Here is a 16508-nt window from a genome sequence, read left to right on the forward strand (position 1 = left end):
CCCGCGGAGCGGGTACCCCGGCGCTGACGCGCCGGGAAGTGAGCGCCTCCGCTGCGCTTCGGCGGATTCCCGCGCGAGCGCGGGAACGAGAATTCCGCAAGCGGAATTCTGAAAGGATGGTAAAGCGCGCAAGCGCGCTTTACCGGATTCCCGCAAGCGGGAATCCCAACTGCGCAACTAGGGGCGGTGCATCACCGTGCGGCCTGTGTAGCGTCAGGAATTCCAGACCAGTACCGGGATGGGATGGACCGTCAGCCAACGTACCGTCAAGGCCGGCCCCTTGAGGGTCTGACCCGGACTCCGCTGACGCTCCGTCCTCTCGGTGTGCCCGGGAAGCCGTCCCGACCGGGTTTACGGACGCACCGCCCGGCCACGCGCCGGAGCGGCTCTGGTGTACCATCATCGATGGTGGAACCTTCACATGTGGTATTGATCTCAAATGATGCACCGTGTTGAATCAGGAAAAAATGACACCCCCCTTCCCCGGACCGCACGACGCCGCTGATCATGCCGGGGATTCCGCTCGATTGTCACCGGGAAGGGAATGCGAGATGCCGGTCAAGCTGCGTGACCATCAGATCGAGGCGGTTGACGCCATTATTCGCGGGCTGGACGTCCCGCCGGGCAGGCGTGTCCCGCCGAACGGGCTTCGTGCTCAGGTGCACGCGGCGTGCGGGACCGGCAAGACGATCATCGCCGCCGCCGCCGCGCGGCGGCTGGTCCCGCACGGGCGGATCCTCGTCCTTGTGCCCACGCTGGAGCTGCTCGCGCAGACGGTGAAAGCCTGGCGCGAGGTCGGGCACACCGGGCAGACGGTCGCGGTGTGCTCGCTGGACGACGACACCGAGCTGTACGCAATGGGCGTGCGGTGCACCACCAGCCCCCCGCAGCTGGCACTGTGGCACGCCACCGGGCCCGTCCTCATCTTCGCCACCTACAGCTCCCTGGGCGTCCTGGCCGAGGCCTTCGAGGGCGTCTACGGCCAGAAGCTCGACCCACTGGACCTCGCCTGTGTCGACGAGGCCCACCGAACAAGCGGATCCCTGGGGAAGGCCTGGGCAGAGATCCACGACCAGGCCGCGATCCCGGCCGCCAGGCGCCTGTACCTCACCGCCACCCCCAGGATCTGGCAGGAACGCCCGCGCCCGTCCTGGGAGCTCAAGGACGGGTTCCGGCACGAGCGGCTCAAGGAGGAGATGGCCGCCTCCATGGACGACGAGACGATCTTCGGCCCCGTGGTCTGGAAACTCCCCCTCGCGGCGGCAGTCCAACGGGGACTGCTGGCGCGCTACCAGATCATCGTGGTCGAGCTGGAAGACCCCGTCGTCACCCCAGAGAAGCTCATGAGCCCGGAACGGCGCGAGGAGAAGATCCGGGGCGAACGCCTGGGCGCGCTCCAGGCCGCCATGCTCCGCACCATGGCCGACCACGGCCTGCAGACCGCCATCACCTTCCACCACCGCACCATCGAAGCCCAGGCCTACGCCGAAGGACTGCCAGCGGTCGCCGCCAAGCTGCACGCCGCCGACCCGGAAAGGTACCCCTCGAAGCTCTGGGCGGACTGGCTGATGGGCGACCACACCCCCGAACGCCGCCGCCGCGTTCTGAACGAGTTCGGGCGCAGCGCCCGGCGCGCGATCCTGTCGAACTGTCGCGTCCTGGGCGAGGGGGTCGACATTAGAACCGTGGACAGCGTTGCCCTCCTGGATCCCAAAGGAGCCCCGCACGACATCGTCCAGGCCATCGGCCGTGCCCTGCGCCAGAAGCCCGGAGAGGGCAAGCTGGCGTCGCTGATCGTGCCGGTCTTCCTCAGCCCCGGCGAGCAGCCCGAGGACATGTTCACCTCGGGGTCCTACCGCCCGTTGGTGGCCGTTTTGCAAGCTCTCAGGGCACACGACGAGGAGGTCATCGAGCTGCTGGCGGTCCCTCAGGTCGAGCAGACGCGGAGTGTGCAGCCGTCGTGGGATATCGGCCCGGCACCTGCGGAGGGAGAGAAGGAGAACCGTCTGCTGCTGCGTTTCGCTGCCCCGCGTGACCCGGTGATGGTCGCGCAGTGGGTCTCCTTCAACGTCATCGACACCGAACGGCAGGACTGGACGCACGGGTACGCCTCCGCCCAGAAGTACCAGCAGCGCGAAGGCCACCTGCGCGTTCCGTTCGACCACCGCGAGGGCGCCTACCCACTCGGGCAGTGGATCAGCGAGCAGCGTAAGACCTACGCCGCCGGGCAGATGACCGGCAAGCGCGCGGGCTGGCTGGAGGAGCTGGGGATGATCTGGGACGCCTCCGACTTCACCTTCTCAGAGAACCTCGCCGCCGCCCGCGCCTACTACACCGACCACCAGACCCTGGCGGCTCCCCGTTCTGCGACCGCGCTGGACCGGGCGATCGGGCAGTGGCTGTCCAACCTGCGCCGACCCGGCGCACTCGCCGGCCAGCCCGAGCGGGCGGCGGCGCTGGCGGAGATCGACCCGGACTGGAACCCCGCCTGGCCACTGGAATGGCAGCGCCACTACGCCGGCGTCCGCGAATGCGTCACCGAGCTCGGGGCTGACCTGGTCGACCTGGAACCCGGCGTCACCATCCACGGCCACGACATCGGACGATGGCTCAGGCGCCAGCAGCAGCGGGTGGTCTGGAACGGGCTGACTGACGGGCAACGCGAACGCCTGCAAGCCCTCGGAGTTGACCCCGAGGCCTCCCCCGCTGGGAAGGAGCAGCCCGCCGCTAAGAAGGCTGCTGGGGGGCGTTCCACGGCCTTCACCCGAGGATTGGCGGCGCTGGCGCAGTACCAGGAACGGACCGCCTCCGTCGTGGTGCCCAGAGGCCACACAGAGGAAGTGGTGGGCGGAGCCGAGGACGGAGCAATCGTGAAGCTGGGCATCTGGATCTCCAACACGAAGAGCCGCCGCGACAAGCTGACCCCCGAGCAGCTGGCGGCCCTAGCCGAACTCGGACTCGACTGGCGCTGACGGGGGTGGCGCGCAGGCCGCGTGTCACCCCGGGTCTGCGGGCTGCTGGGTCAGCTCCACACCGCCGGATCAGGCAAGACGTCGGTTGGTCCGGACTTTGTCAGCGCTGCGGCTTCCATACGCGCATACGCTTCGCTGCCGATATCCAGGCTCGTGACGGGCGTGGACGGGACCTGCTGGTCGGGGAAGCCGCGGAACACCGGTACGGCCGTGATCAGCCCGCTCGGTGCCTTCCACTGCTTCGGGTTCTGCACCACAGGGCAGGATCCGAACGCCGTGCCTTCCACAGGTCTGCCAGGATCCGGGTGGCCTCGCTGACGTAGTCGGACACCGTGTCGCCGAGGTGGTCCAGGAGCTCGTGCGCGGGGGCCTGGAACGTCGCGGCAATCTGGCCGCCTGCCCGCAGGACGGCGTCTACGTCGGTCAGTTCCGGCGAGACGGGAAGCTTCAGGGTGAACCCGGCGAGCCCGGCCCGGTCGACGTCAGCGGACCACACCGCTGTGCGTCGCCCGCGGTGCACCACCGTGTTCCGCATCCCCAGCAGCCAGTCGCGCCACCCAGCCGGACCGGCATCCGCCTCGGCCCGGTCCAGGTCACTCTGCAACTGCGCAAGGACGGGATTGCTCGCGCTCGCCTTGGACAAGCTGGTGCGGGCGCTGCCCATGTCGGCGCGCACCAGATCTGTGGGGAGGCCCGCGACTGCGACGATGCAGCCGCCCACGCAGTCCAGCGCTGTGCCCCAGGCGCGCAGCATTGAGTGGTGTGCATCGTGAAGTGGCAGGTCACGGGCCTGGTGTGCGTCGGCGTCGGGGTGCTCACGCTGGTTGCGGGCGGATGACTTCGGTGAAGATCGTCGGTCAGCGGGTGACTTCCCGGTTCGTCAGGACCAGCAGGGCCCGCACAAACGCTGTCGCCCACTTCGGGTCGGTGCGGACCTTGCCGAGCACGCGCCAGTTCTTCAGGTGCGCGAAGCCGTGCTCGACCGGGGCCCGGACCGCGGCCAGCGCCTTGTTGGACAGCTTCTGTCCCCGGGTAAGAGGCCGGTTGCGGGCCGCCTTGTAGCCGGTGATCACCGCCGGGTCGGCGTCCGGGCCGCTGTCGTCGAGGCCGACGAAGCCCAGGTCGGCGATCGCGCCAAGGCCGGCCGCGCGCAGATGGGCGGTCAGTTTGTCGTGGCGGCACGCGGTGATCTCCGAGGTGCGTCCGGGTCGGACCGCGCTCACCCAGACCAGGCGGCCCTTGTCATCGGTGAGCGCGATCACGAGCAGGCCGTGGCATTTGTGCTTGCCGGAGTAGTTCTTCCGGTTCTCGGTCCCGGTGCGGCGCCGGGTGCGTATCAGAGAACCGTCCAGCAGGACCACCCCGCCACCCGATCGGGCGATCTTCTTGAGCGCGCGGTCCAGGCGCGGGGCGCGGGCGGCCAGCAGGCCGACGACCTCGCGCACCCACCGGGTCACGGTGGTGCGGTGCACCCCGTTCCCGCCAGCCATGTCGCCGGGCCGCTGGTCACAGCGCAGCACCGCCAGCACGATGCCGGCGATCCTCCCTGCCGACAGGGCCCGCCACCGCGATCCGATCTTCTTGCAGTGGCCGCGTATCAGGTCGGCGAGCCAGTTCAAGGTGGCGCTCGACAGCGGCAGGCGGGCGGTGTAGACAAGACCGTCGGGGCCCTCGACGAGACCGTTGTTTTTCTTCACACCAAACTCAACTGCCGCCGGGGGCCCTCCGGTTACGCCCTGCGGCGTGCAGGGCCTGGACGGCTACAGCTTGCGGTGAACTTCCCGTCGCCGCGTTTGTGCAGCCAGCCGCGGTCGGCGAGCTTGACCAGTTTCGCCCGCAGCGGCTCCAGCTTCCCGCGCACCTCACCTGAAGGCCCAGCTCTTCGCCCACTGCCCACACCTGCACCGGACCGCCGGCGGCTCGCACGATCGCCAGGATCCGGCGGTAGTCGTCGGGCAGCGCGGTCTCGTCAACGCTGTCGCCGCGGTGCGGGACCAGCAGCATCGAACGCCCGCCGACCTGCGCTGACGCCGGTGCGACGGCGGCCCGTTCCCCGGCTGTCCGTTCGCTCATCCGCGTCAGGACCCTCTCGGCGACTGCGAGTTCGTCCCGCTCGGCCTTCACCTCGTCCAACTGCTTGACCAGCTGTTCTTCCAGCTCGTCCAATTCCGCTCGCCGCGCGGCGATCCGTTCCAGTACCTCGGGGTCCACCATGCCCGGGAGCGTAGGAGCATCGCGGGCTGGAACGGGCCAGAACCCACGAAGACCTCCCTGCCCGACGATCTACACGGCAGACCGCCGCGCGTGACCAGCACGAGCTCCGGGGCACGGAATCACACCAGGCCCGTGACCTGCCACTTCACGGTGCACACCACTCAGCGGGGAACCTCGAAACGAGGTGGGCAGGGCCGGCGACCGCATCGGCCCTGCCCACCGGCGTGGGGGGTTGCTCAGGGGGCGGCGATGGGCCCCATTCGTCGTAGGCAAGCTCCAGGTGGCCGTCAAGTGCCAGCCACGATCGCACGAGCTCAAGACCGTGTGATCTCCTCCCATGCCTGACGCTCGTGAGGCGTCAGACCCCTGCGGGTCGCAAGCCGCTCCGGATGGTCCGGGCCTGGCAGCCCATCAGATGTGAGGATGGTCTCGTTTAGTGCGTCATCCGGCGGTGGCCCCGCGTACCAGAGACTGCCGATGGCGCTGAGTCCTTTCATCGCCCCAGGCACGCAGCTGCGCCAGGGAAATCGAGCCACCCACCACAGCAACCCAGCCACACTTCGTCCTCACCTTCGCGGGCCGTCCTGGCCCTACAATCAGTCCACGCCTTTGAGGATCGGTCGAGTCTCGCTCAGCCCGCCGCGGTGGAATCGACGGGGCCCGCACATGTTGCCGCTGACACGGCCGGAGTCCCGTGGCACCGGTGCCAGGCCGGCGAGGGAGGCAAGGCGGTCGGCACTGCCGAACGCTTCCATGTCGCCGCCGGTGGCGGCGATGAATTCGGCGCCGAGCAGGGTGCCCATGTCGGGCATGCTTCGGACGACCGCGGCATGCCCGCGCTCCTCGAAGCGGGTCCCGAGCAGGGCCTCCAGCTCTGCGATCTCCTCGTCCAGCGTGGTCACGCCCTTCGCCAGGCGGGCCACCATCTCGGCGGCCAGCTTCTCGCCGGGCAGTGCGGTGAGTTGTGACTGGGCCGCCTCGACCGCTGCCAGTGCGAGCGCGGAGGCGTTCTTGACCCTGCGGTTCTTCAGCCAGGTCGTGATCCGCTTGGCCCCGCTGCGGCGGATGGCGGCAGGGATCTGATATCCGGCCAGAAGGACGATGGGCCCCTTGTTCCCCAGCGTCAGCGTGCGTTCCAGGGCAGGGAAGATCTCCAGGAGTTGCGTCCGGAACCGGTTGATCTGTCGGGTGCGGTCATTCACCAGGTCGGTCCGGCGTCCGATCAAGGTCCGCAGGTCGACGGCAAGCTCGTCGCCCGGCCGCAGCGGAGCGAGGTCCCTGCGCATCCGTGCCTGGTCACGGCCACCTCCGTCAGCTGGTTGTCACCGCGTTTGGTCGCGCAGACGAACTCGCCGACGTTGTCCTACTGAGCGATCAAGTCGCTTATCTCAATTGGCGGTCGAGTCGTCGCGGGGATCCGGGCGGCCAAGTTCTTTGAGCCATCCAGCGGCTACAAGCTCACAGCCATACCCAGAGCCCCCGGGCCCGACGATCTTACGAGTGACCGCCACAGACCCACACTTGGAAGGTAGGACAAACTGAGGTAGGTGCCGTCGGGCAGCACGTCGACCAGCGGCAGGGTGAAGGACTCTGAGACGCGCCACAGGAGTCGGGCACCGGTGGCGGCGACGGCCCCGCACACGTCGTAGGAGGGGAAGCCGCGGTCGGCCATAAGCAGCATCCCCGGCTCCAGGTGGTTAAGACAGTCGCGGTCGTGGCCGGTGTCGCTGGTGCGGCCGGGCTCGCTCTCGGACCGCTGGCAGGTCCTGGTGGCTGGCCTCTGTGAGCCGACGGATCTGCACAGCGACGCCCAGACGCCTGTGCCGCCCGATCCCCGGCCAGCTCCTCCAACCGCTCGTGACCATTTCGATCAGTCGCGCGGAGGCGGCGGCCGACGCGGTGCCCTGGCGATCCTCCTCGTTCGCTCAAGCGTCAGAGCGCGTCTCAAGCAGAACCCGAGCGTGAGCAGCGAGAGTCCCTGACGTGAGTAGAGCCGGACTGCCCCGCGATGTTCGGCTCACTCATGGCGCCCACTGCCAGCGACATCCCTGTCCTCGCCCGCTGAGCAGCCTGAAGTCCGGAGGAGTATGTCTCGCCGCCTGTTCACTTCGGAGTCCGTGACCGAAGGTCACCCCGACAAGATCGCTGACCAGATCAGCGACACCATCCTCGATGCCCTGCTCAAGGACGACCCCACGTCCCGGGTCGCCGTCGAGACGCTGATCACCACCGGTCAGGTCCACATCGCCGGTGAGGTCACCACCGCCGCCTATGCCCCGATCGCGCAGCTCGTGCGCGAGAAGATCCTGGAGATCGGTTACGACTCCTCGAAGAAGGGTTTCGACGGCGCGTCCTGCGGCGTCTCGGTCTCCATCGGCTCGCAGAGCCCGGACATCGCCCAGGGCGTGGACGCGGCCTGGGAGAACCGGGGCGAGGGCGACGAGGACGAACTGGACCGCCAGGGTGCGGGCGACCAGGGCCTGATGTTCGGCTACGCCTGCGACGACACGCCTGAGCTGATGCCGCTGCCGATCTACCTGGCGCACCGGCTCGCCTTCCGCCTCTCCGAGGTGCGCAAGAACGGGACCGTCCCCTACCTGCGCCCGGACGGCAAGACCCAGGTCACCATCGAGTACGACGGCGACAACGCGGTCCGCCTGGACACCGTCGTTGTCTCCTCGCAGCACGCCAGCGACATCGACCTGGACTCGCTGCTCGCCCCCGACATCCGCGAGTTCGTCGTGGAGCCGGAGCTGGCGGCGCTGGCCGAGCGCGGCATCGAGCTCAGCACCGAGGGCTACCGCCTGCTGGTCAACCCGACCGGGCGCTTCGAGATCGGCGGCCCGATGGGCGACGCCGGCCTGACTGGCCGCAAGATCATCATCGACACCTACGGCGGCATGGCCCGCCACGGCGGCGGCGCCTTCTCCGGCAAGGACCCGTCCAAGGTCGACCGCTCGGCCGCCTACGCGATGCGCTGGGTCGCCAAGAACATCGTCGCGGCCGGCCTGGCCACCCGCGCCGAGGTACAGGTCGCCTACGCAATCGGCAAGGCCGAGCCGGTCGGTCTCTTCGTGGAGACCTTCGGCACCGAGACCGCCCCGGTCCTGAAGATCCAGGAGGCGGTGACCAAGGTCTTCGACCTGCGCCCCGCCGCGATCATCCGCGACCTGGACCTGCTGCGCCCGATCTACTCGCAGACCGCGGCGTACGGCCACTTCGGCCGTGAGCTGCCGGGCTTCACCTGGGAGCGGACCGACCGCGTCGAGGCCCTGCAGAAGGCCGTCGCGGCCCCCGTCACGGGTCAGGCAACCGAGTCGAGGCCTTGATATGCGTATCGCGGTCACTGGTTCCATCGCCACCGATCATCTGATGACCTTCCCGGGTCACTTCAAGGATCAGCTGATCGCTGATCAGCTCTCGTGCATCTCTTTGTCGTTCCTGGTGGACGAGCTTGAGGTTCGCCGTGGCGGGGTGGCCGCCAATATCGCCTTCGGCCTGGGCCAGCTCGGACTGGCGCCTGTGCTGGTCGGGGCGGTGGGCAACGATTTCGCGGAGTACGACGCATGGCTGTCGGCGCATGGCGTCGATACCTGCGGTGTGCGGGTGTACTCCGAGAAGCAGACTGCCCGCTTCATGTGTATGACCGATCTGGACGCCAATCAGATCGCCGCCTTCTACGCGGGCGCTATGCAGGAGGCGGCCGGGATCGACCTGGGCAAACTGGCGCGGGCCAAGGGCCAGCCCGATCTGGTGCTGATCTGTGCCAACGACCCAGCGGCGATGCTCCTCTACACAACGCATTGCCGGGACACGGGGATTGCCTTCGCAGCGGACCCGTCTCAGCAGCTCGCACGGACAAACACAGCCGAGACCCAGGACCTGATCCGGGGCGCGCGTTGGCTCTTCAGCAATGAGTACGAGTCTGCGCTGTTGCTGGAGCGCACCGGTTGGAGCCGCGACGAGGTGCTGAGCCATGTCGGGGTCTGGGTTACAACGCTCGGCGAGCGGGGGGTGCGCATCGATCAGGAGGGCCAGGCGGCATGCGTCATCCCTTCGGTCCCCGGCGTCGCCGTCGTCGATCCCACCGGGGTGGGCGACGCGTTCCGAGCGGGGTTCCTCACGGGAGTGAGCCGAGGGCTTTCGCTGGAGTCGGCGGCCCAGCTTGGTTGCGCGCTGGCCGCTGAGGTGCTGGGTGGGATCGGCCCGCAGTCCTACTCGGTAGACAAGGACCGGCTGATCGCTGTCGCCGAGCGTGCCTATGGCACCGAGGCCGCTGATCGGGTGAGCGCCGGATTGTTCATCGCGGCCTCTGGGAGTGCTGCGTGACGCTCTTTGCTCCCCAGGAGCGCGCGGACGCGCTCCGCGAGGCGCTCGCCACTCGCGTGGTGGTGGCCGACGGGGCCATGGGCACCATGCTCCAGGCGCGGAACCCCACCCTGGAGGACTTCGAGGGGCACGAGGGCTGCAACGAGGTCCTGAATGTCTCCCGCCCCGACATCGTCCGCGCGGTGCACCAGGCCTACTTCGACTCCGGCGTCGACTGCGTGGAGACCAACACCTTCGGCTCCAACTGGTCCGCCTTCGCCGAGTACGACATCGCCGACCGGATCTTCGAGCTGTCCGAAGCCGGCGCCCGGCTGGCCCGCGAGGTCGCCGACGAGAACGCCGCCCGAGACGGCCGGCTGCGCTGGGTGCTGGGCTCCATCGGCCCCGGCACCAAGCTGCCCACGCTGGGCCACGTCCCCTTCGAGACGCTGCGCGAGGGCTTCCGGCAGAACGCGGCCGGCCTGGTCGCAGGCGGGGCGGACGCGCTGCTGATCGAGACCAGCCAGGACCTGCTCCAAGTCAAGGCAGCGGTGCTAGGCGTCAAAGCGGCGCTGACCCAGGCCGGGCGGCGGCTGCCGCTGATCGTCGAGGTCATGATGGAGACGACCGGCACCATGCTACTCGGCTCCGAGATCGGCGCGGCGCTGACCGCGTTGGAGCCGCTGGGCATCGACCTGATCGGCCTGAACTGCGCCACCGGACCGGCCGAGATGAGCGAGCACCTGCGCTACCTGGCCCGGCACGCCCGGATCGGCCTGGCCTGTATGCCCAACGCCGGTCTGCCGGTGCTGACCAGGGACGGCGCGCACTACCCGCTCAGCCCCGAGGAACTGGCCGAGGCGCACGACGTCTTTACCCGCGAGTACGGGCTCTCTCTGGTCGGCGGCTGCTGCGGCTCCACGCCGGAGCACCTGCGCGCGGTGGTGGAGAAGGTGCAGGGCCGCCCGCTGGCCGCCCGCGCCCCGCAGCCGGAGGCGGCCGCGGCCTCCCTCTACCAGACGGTCCCGTTCCGGCAAGACACCTCCTATCTGGCGATCGGCGAGCGGACCAACGCCAACGGCTCCAAGAAGTTCCGCGAGTCGATGATCGCGGGGGACTTGCAGGCCTGTGTCGACATCGCCCGGGAGCAGATCCGCGAGGGCGCGCACCTGATCGACCTGTGCGTGGACTACGTGGGCCGCGACGGCGTCGCCGACATGAAGGCGCTGGCGGGCCGCCTGGCCACCGCGTCCACGCTGCCGATCGTGCTGGACTCCACCGAGCCGGAGGTCCTGCGCGCCGGTCTGGAACTGCTGGGCGGCCGGGCGGTGCTCAACTCGGTCAACTTCGAGGACGGCGACGGGGACGACTCCCGCTACGGCCGGATCGCGGCGCTGGCCGCCGAGCACGGAGCCGGCCTGATCGCGCTGACCATCGACGAGGAGGGCCAGGCACGTACCGCGGAGAAGAAGGTCGCCGTCGCCGAGCGGCTGATCGCCGACCTGGGCGAGCGCTTCGGCATCCGCGAGCAGGACATCCTGGTGGACTGCCTCGCCTTCACCCTCGGCACCGGCCAGGAGGAGTCCCGCCGCGACGGCGTGGAGACCATCGAGGCGATCCGCGAGCTCAAGCGGCGCCACCCCGAGGTGCAGACCACGCTGGGTCTGTCCAACATCTCCTTCGGCCTCTCCCCGGCCGCCCGGATGGTGCTCAACTCCGTCTTCCTGCACGAGTGCGTGGAGGCCGGCCTGGACTCGGCGATCGTGCACGCGGCGAAGATCCTGCCGATCGCGCGGATCCCCGAGGAACAACGCGAGGTCGCCCTCGACCTGGTCCACGACCGCCGTCGTAAGGGCTACGACCCGCTGCAGCGCTTCCTGGAGCTGTTCGAGGGCGTCTCGGCGGCCTCGGTACGGGCCGGCAAGGCGGAGGAGCTGGCGGCGATGCCGTTGGAGCAGCGGCTGCAGCAGCGCATCGTGGACGGCGAGCGGGTCGGCCTGGAGGCCGACCTTGACGAGGCTCTGACGCTCCGTCCTGCACTGGAGATCGTCAACGAGGTGCTGCTGGAGGGCATGAAGACGGTCGGCGAGCTGTTCGGCTCCGGCCAGATGCAGCTGCCCTTCGTGCTGCAGTCCGCCGAGGTGATGAAGGTCATGGTCGCCTACCTGGAGCCGCACATGGAGAAGTCCGACGCCGAGGGCAAGGGCAAGGGCACCATCGTGCTGGCCACGGTCAAGGGCGACGTCCACGACATTGGCAAGAACCTGGTTGACATCATCCTCTCCAACAACGGCTACACAGTCGTCAACATTGGCATCAAGCAGCCGGTCTCGGCCATCGTGGAGGCCGCGCAGGAGCACTGCGCCGACGTGATCGGCATGTCCGGCCTGCTGGTCAAGTCGACCGTGATCATGAAGGAGAACCTGGAGGAGCTGAACCAGCGCAGGCTGGCCGACACCTTCCCAGTGATCCTGGGCGGCGCCGCGTTGACGCGCGCCTACGTCGAGCAGGACCTGCACGAGATCTACGCCGGCGAGGTCCGCTACGCCCGCGACGCCTTCGAGGGCCTGCGGCTGATGGACGCGCTGATGGCCGTCAAGCGCGGCGTGCCCGGCGCGACCTTGCCCGAGCTGCGTCAGCGCCGCCACGCCAAAGTCGAGGTCGAGGAGCCCGCGGAGTCGACCGAGCGCTCGGACGTGGCCGCCGACAACACGGTCCCCTCCCCGCCGTTCTGGGGCGACCGGATCGTGCGCGGCATCCCGCTGGCCGACTACGCCTCCTGGCTGGACGAGGACGCGCTCTTCAAGGGGCAGTGGGGGTTGAAGGCCGCCCGGGCCGGGGGGCCGAGCTACGAGGAACTGGTGGCGACCGAGGGCCAGCCGCGGCTGCGGATGTGGCTAGACCGGCTGCAGACCGAGGGCCTGCTGGAGGCCGCCGTGGTCTACGGTTACTTCCCGGCGGTCTCCCGCGGCGACACTCTGGCCGTGCTCGGCGAGGACGGAGCCGAGCGCACCAGTTTCACCTTCCCGCGCCAGCGCCGCGGCCGCCGGCTCTGCCTGGCCGACTTCTTCCGCGCCGAGGAAAGCGGCGAGAAGGACGTGGTCGCCCTCCAGATGGTCACCATGGGCTCGAAGATCTCCGAGGCCGCGAACGGGCTCTTCACCGCCAACGCCTACCGCGACTACATGGAGCTGCACGGCCTGTCCGTGCAACTGGCCGAGGCCCTGGCCGAGTACTGGCACGCCCGGGTCCGCGCCGAGCTGGGCTTCTCCCCGGAGGATCCCAAGGACATGAAGGACATGTTCGCGCTCAAGTACCGCGGTGCGCGCTTCTCCCTCGGCTACGGTGCCTGCCCCGACCTGGAGGACCGCGCCAAGATCGCCGAGCTGCTCCGGCCGGAGCGGATCGGCGTCCACCTCTCCGAGGAGTTCCAGCTCCACCCGGAGCAGTCCACCGACGCCATCGTGATCCACCACCCCAAGGCCACGTACTTCAACGCGAGGTAGACATGCACGGAGGCGCACGCAGCCTGTCCGATGTGCTGGCATCGGGTGAGCGCAGTATCTCGTTCGAGTTCTTCCCGGCCAAGGACGAGCCGGGTGACCGCGCGCTGTGGACGGCGTTGCGGCGTGTGGAGTCGGTCGCGCCGGCCTTCGTCTCGGTGACATATGGCGCCGGCGGCTCCTCGCGTGATCGGACCATCGGTACGACCGAGCGCATCGCCTCCGGGACCACGCTCCGTCCAGTCGCCCACCTGACGGCGGTGGGGCATTCGGTCGCCGAATTGCGGGCGATCATCCGCCGTTACGCGGATGCGGGGATTCTCGATGTGCTGGCCTTGCGGGGTGACCCGCCGGGAGACCCGCAAGGGGTGTGGCGTCCTCATCCTGAGGGTGTTCACTATGCCGCCGACCTGGTCGAGCTGATCAAGAAGTGGGGATCGTTCAGCGTCGGTGTCGCCGCCTTTCCCGAAGGGCATCCACGTTCCCCGGACCGGGAGAGCGATATCCGGCACTTCGTGGCCAAGTGCCGTGCGGGCGCTGACTATGCAGTGACGCAGATGTTCTTCCGGGCGGAGGTCTACCTGCGGCTGCGGGACAGGGTGGCTGCCGCAGGCTGCGAGACTCCGATCATTCCCGAGATCATGCCGGCCACGCGCTTCGAGCAGATCAGCACGTTCGCCCAGTTGAGCAGCGCGACGCTTCCGTCCGATCTCGCGGACCGGCTGGAGCGGGCGCGCGGCGACGCCGCTGCCTCATACCGGATCGGGGTGGACCATGCGACGCGGATGGCTGAGGTTCTGCTCCGAGAGGGTGCTCCGGGGCTGCATTTCATCACCTTGAATCGTCCGGCTGCGTCGCTGGACGTTTACCGGACCCTCGGGCTGGACCAGCAGCCGGCCCGAGCAGCATGACGTTCCCCTGTGATCCTGTGGAGGATTCCCTTGACGCTCAGCCACGGTGACTTCAAGGTCGCCGATCTTTCGCTTGCCGCCTTCGGCCGCAAGGAGATCGACCTTGCCGAGCACGAGATGCCCGGCCTGATGACGATCCGCCGCGAGTACGCCGACGCGCAGCCGCTGGCCGGCGCACGCATCACCGGCTCGCTGCACATGACCGTGCAGACCGCCGTGCTCATCGAGACGCTGGCCGCCCTCGGCGCCGACGTCCGCTGGTGCTCCTGCAACATCTTCTCCACCCAGGACCACGCGGCCGCGGCCATCGCCGTCGGCCCGAAGGGCACCCCGGAGGGCCCCCAGGGCATCCCCGTCTTCGCCTGGAAGGGCGAGACGCTGGAGGAGTACTGGTGGTGCACCGAGCAGGCGCTCACCTGGCCCGGCCACTCCGGCCCCAACATGATCCTCGACGACGGCGGCGACGCCACCCTGCTCATCCACAAAGGCGTCGAGTTCGAGAAGGCCGGCGCCGCGCCGGACCCCTCGACCGCGGACAGCGACGAGTTCCGGATCATCCTGGAGCTGCTCAACCGCACCCTGGCCGAGAGCCCGAAGAAGTGGACCAAGGTCGCCTCCGAGATCAAGGGTGTCACCGAGGAGACCACCACCGGCGTGCACCGTCTCTACACGATGCACCGGGACGGGAACCTGCTCTTCCCCGCGATCAACGTGAACGACGCCGTCACCAAGTCGAAGTTCGACAACAAGTACGGCTGCCGCCACTCGCTGGTCGACGGCATCAACCGCGCCACCGACGTGCTGATCGGCGGCAAGGTCGCCGTGGTCTGCGGCTACGGCGACGTGGGCAAGGGCTGCGCCGAGTCGCTCCGCGGCCAGGGCACCCGTGTCATCGTCACCGAGATCGACCCGATCTGCGCACTGCAGGCAGCGATGGACGGCTTCCAGGTCACCATCCTGGACGATGTGGTCGGGATCGCCGACATCTTCATCACCACGACGGGCAACAAGGACATCGTCATGGCCGGTGACATGGCCAAGATGAAGCACCAGGCGATCGTGGGCAATATCGGCCACTTCGACAACGAGATCGACATGGCCGGTCTGGCGAAGGTCCCGGGCATCGTCAAGGACGAGGTCAAGCCGCAGGTCCACACCTGGACGTTCCCGGACGGCAAGAAGATCATCGTCCTGTCCGAGGGCCGCCTGCTCAACCTGGGCAACGCGACCGGCCACCCCTCCTTCGTGATGTCGAACTCCTTCGCGGACCAGACGCTGGCCCAGATCGAGCTCTTCACCAAGCCCGAGGAGTACCCGGTCGGCGTCTACACGCTGCCCAAGCACCTCGACGAGAAGGTCGCCCGCCTCCACTTGGACGCGCTGGGCGTCAAGCTCACCACGCTGACCCAATCGCAGGCCGACTACATCGGCGTCAGCGTCGAGGGCCCGTACAAGCCCGAGCAGTACCGCTACTGACCAAGGCTCCCCTGTCCGATGCGCTATCAGGCCCAGGACAGGGGAGCCGCTTCGCGCAGTCTTACGCTGCGGCGCTCTGCCGTGCGGCTCGCAGGGCCAGTCCGGCCAGGAGGGCGTCCAGACTGATCTCGAAACTCTCATCAGGGGTCAGGTGCTGGGCACCGGCCTGCAGGAACCGCGAGAACGCGGGGTGGCGTCCGCTGGCGGTAACGCCGCTGAGGAACTCCTGCAGCACTTTATGTACTTCGTGGTTGGTCCGGTCACCGGCCCGCCTGCGCTGCATCTCCTCTTCCTCGGCTTCGCACATGGCGGCGCCCAGGACGTGCCCCGTGACGATCCCGGCATAGGCGGCCGCATCGGCGATGGCGAGCCCGGCTCCTTCGGTCACCGTCATGATGTGGTCCAGCCAGTCGAGCGCGCGGGGTCCGAAAAGCGGCCGGCGGAAGGTGAGCGACGGGAACCACGGGTGGCGGGCGATCGCCGCGCGGAGTTCCAGCGCCGCAGTGCGTAGGTCTGACCGCCACTGTTCAGGGTTCGGCTCGGGGAGGACCAGTTCGGCGAGGACGCCGTCGATGAGCAGGTCCTCCAGGTCTCCGAGGTATCGGACGTGGCTGGACACCGATCGTCCGGCCGGGCCGAGGTCGCTCACCAGACGCGCGACGGACACCGCGGGGAGGCCTTCCTCGTCGGCGATACGCATCAGCGCCGCGACGACGTCCGCCCTGCTCAGCGGTGGATCGAGGAGGTCGCCCCGGGGTTCTGGTTCGGACCAGATCAGTGTCTCGTAGAAGGCTGGTTCTTCGGTGTCAGCCGCCATGTTCCGCTCTCCCTAGGTCGGGTCGTGCGTCAACGTCCGTAGTCTGCTTGTCCGCGGTCGGGCCGCGCTCAGGAGCGGGGGGGAGGGCGTTGCGCGCCTGTGTGCCCTTGGACGATGGACTGGTCTGCTCGAGGCACCCTCAATGTGGGCTCTTACAAGGGGGCGGCCCCGGCTGGCGGGCTCGCCCGCTGAACCCCTCGTCGCGGGGGGGCCCCCCCCGCCCGGGCCCCCCCCCCGGGGGGGGGGGGGGGGGGGCCGCCCCCCCCCAGGGGGGGGGCCCCCCCCCGCGGGGCCCCCCCCCCGCGCG

Annotated in this window: 11 protein-coding genes and 1 pseudogene; 6 read left to right on the forward strand and 6 right to left on the reverse strand. The window is 68.9% G+C overall.

All coding sequences use genetic code 11. The features are described from left to right. Positions 1-551: 551 nt before the first annotated feature. Entirely contained in the window at positions 552-2972 is a 2421-nt protein-coding gene (locus ABH925_RS36695; RefSeq protein WP_370155771.1) for a Helicase associated domain protein, read from the forward strand. 214 nt (positions 2973-3186) lie between these two features. Here the strand turns inward: ABH925_RS36695 and ABH925_RS36700 are convergent, their stop codons facing one another. The 5 genes and pseudogenes from ABH925_RS36700 to ABH925_RS36720 all read right to left on the reverse strand — a co-directional run. Then, the gene (locus ABH925_RS36700) at positions 3187-3726 is read right to left on the reverse strand and encodes a hypothetical protein (protein ID WP_370155773.1); all 540 of its coding nucleotides are present in this window, start codon (positions 3724-3726) and stop codon (positions 3187-3189) included. A 103-nt stretch (positions 3727-3829) separates the two neighbouring features. Further along, entirely contained in the window at positions 3830-4669 is an 840-nt protein-coding gene (locus ABH925_RS36705) for a transposase family protein (RefSeq protein ID WP_370155776.1), read from the reverse strand. Between the two features lie 7 nt (positions 4670-4676). Beyond that, entirely contained in the window at positions 4677-5186 is a 510-nt protein-coding gene (locus ABH925_RS36710; protein WP_370155777.1) for a hypothetical protein, read from the reverse strand. Between the two features lie 314 nt (positions 5187-5500). Continuing rightward, complete coding sequence (locus tag ABH925_RS36715; protein WP_370155793.1) at positions 5501-5683, reverse strand: DUF6059 family protein; 183 nt, start codon at positions 5681-5683, stop codon at positions 5501-5503. A gap of 141 nt (positions 5684-5824) precedes the next feature. Next, positions 5825-6484, reverse strand: a pseudogene (locus ABH925_RS36720) (transposase); the annotation flags it as partial. Between the two features lie 789 nt (positions 6485-7273). On the opposite strand from ABH925_RS36720, the gene metK reads away from it, so the two are divergent. The 5 genes from metK to ahcY are packed head-to-tail and all read left to right on the forward strand — an operon-like array spanning position 7274 to position 15384. Beyond that, positions 7274-8515, forward strand: a complete 1242-nt coding sequence (gene metK / locus ABH925_RS36725; protein WP_370155779.1) for a methionine adenosyltransferase — start codon at positions 7274-7276, stop codon at positions 8513-8515. Position 8516: 1 nt separating this feature from the next. After that, positions 8517-9515: a carbohydrate kinase family protein gene (locus tag ABH925_RS36730; protein ID WP_370155782.1), complete on the forward strand. Its 999-nt coding sequence runs from the start codon at positions 8517-8519 to the stop codon at positions 9513-9515. Continuing rightward, positions 9512-13000 carry a methionine synthase gene (gene metH, locus ABH925_RS36735; RefSeq protein WP_370155784.1) on the forward strand — a complete coding sequence of 1163 codons (3489 nt, stop codon included), beginning with the start codon at positions 9512-9514 and terminating at the stop codon, positions 12998-13000. Before ABH925_RS36730 ends, metH begins: the two co-directional genes overlap by 4 nt. 2 nt (positions 13001-13002) lie before the next feature. After that, positions 13003-13908 carry a methylenetetrahydrofolate reductase [NAD(P)H] gene (gene metF / locus ABH925_RS36740; protein WP_370155786.1) on the forward strand — a complete coding sequence of 302 codons (906 nt, stop codon included), beginning with the start codon at positions 13003-13005 and terminating at the stop codon, positions 13906-13908. A 30-nt stretch (positions 13909-13938) separates the two neighbouring features. Next, positions 13939-15384: an adenosylhomocysteinase gene (gene ahcY, locus ABH925_RS36745; protein ID WP_370155789.1), complete on the forward strand. Its 1446-nt coding sequence runs from the start codon at positions 13939-13941 to the stop codon at positions 15382-15384. Positions 15385-15445: 61 nt separating this feature from the next. Here ahcY and ABH925_RS36750 read toward each other — a convergent pair whose 3' ends face one another. Next, positions 15446-16201: a TetR/AcrR family transcriptional regulator C-terminal domain-containing protein gene (locus ABH925_RS36750; protein ID WP_370155791.1), complete on the reverse strand. Its 756-nt coding sequence runs from the start codon at positions 16199-16201 to the stop codon at positions 15446-15448. Positions 16202-16508: the final 307 nt, after the last annotated feature.

The sequence above is a fragment of the Streptacidiphilus sp. EB129 genome (assembly GCF_041262645.1).
GTDB lineage: Bacteria > Actinomycetota > Actinomycetes > Streptomycetales > Streptomycetaceae > Streptacidiphilus.

Coding starts and splice junctions, on each gene's coding strand:
- ABH925_RS36695 (WP_370155771.1), top strand. CDS start 552: ATGCCGGTCAAGCTGCGTGACCATCAGATCGAGGCGGTTGACGCCATT.
- ABH925_RS36700 (WP_370155773.1), bottom strand. CDS start 3,726: ATGCTGCGCGCCTGGGGCACAGCGCTGGACTGCGTGGGCGGCTGCATC.
- ABH925_RS36710 (WP_370155777.1), bottom strand. CDS start 5,186: ATGGTGGACCCCGAGGTACTGGAACGGATCGCCGCGCGGCGAGCGGAA.
- ABH925_RS36715 (WP_370155793.1), bottom strand. CDS start 5,683: ATGAAAGGACTCAGCGCCATCGGCAGTCTCTGGTACGCGGGGCCACCG.
- metK (WP_370155779.1), top strand. CDS start 7,274: ATGTCTCGCCGCCTGTTCACTTCGGAGTCCGTGACCGAAGGTCACCCC.
- ABH925_RS36730 (WP_370155782.1), top strand. CDS start 8,517: ATGCGTATCGCGGTCACTGGTTCCATCGCCACCGATCATCTGATGACC.
- metF (WP_370155786.1), top strand. CDS start 13,003: ATGCACGGAGGCGCACGCAGCCTGTCCGATGTGCTGGCATCGGGTGAG.
- ABH925_RS36750 (WP_370155791.1), bottom strand. CDS start 16,201: ATGGCGGCTGACACCGAAGAACCAGCCTTCTACGAGACACTGATCTGG.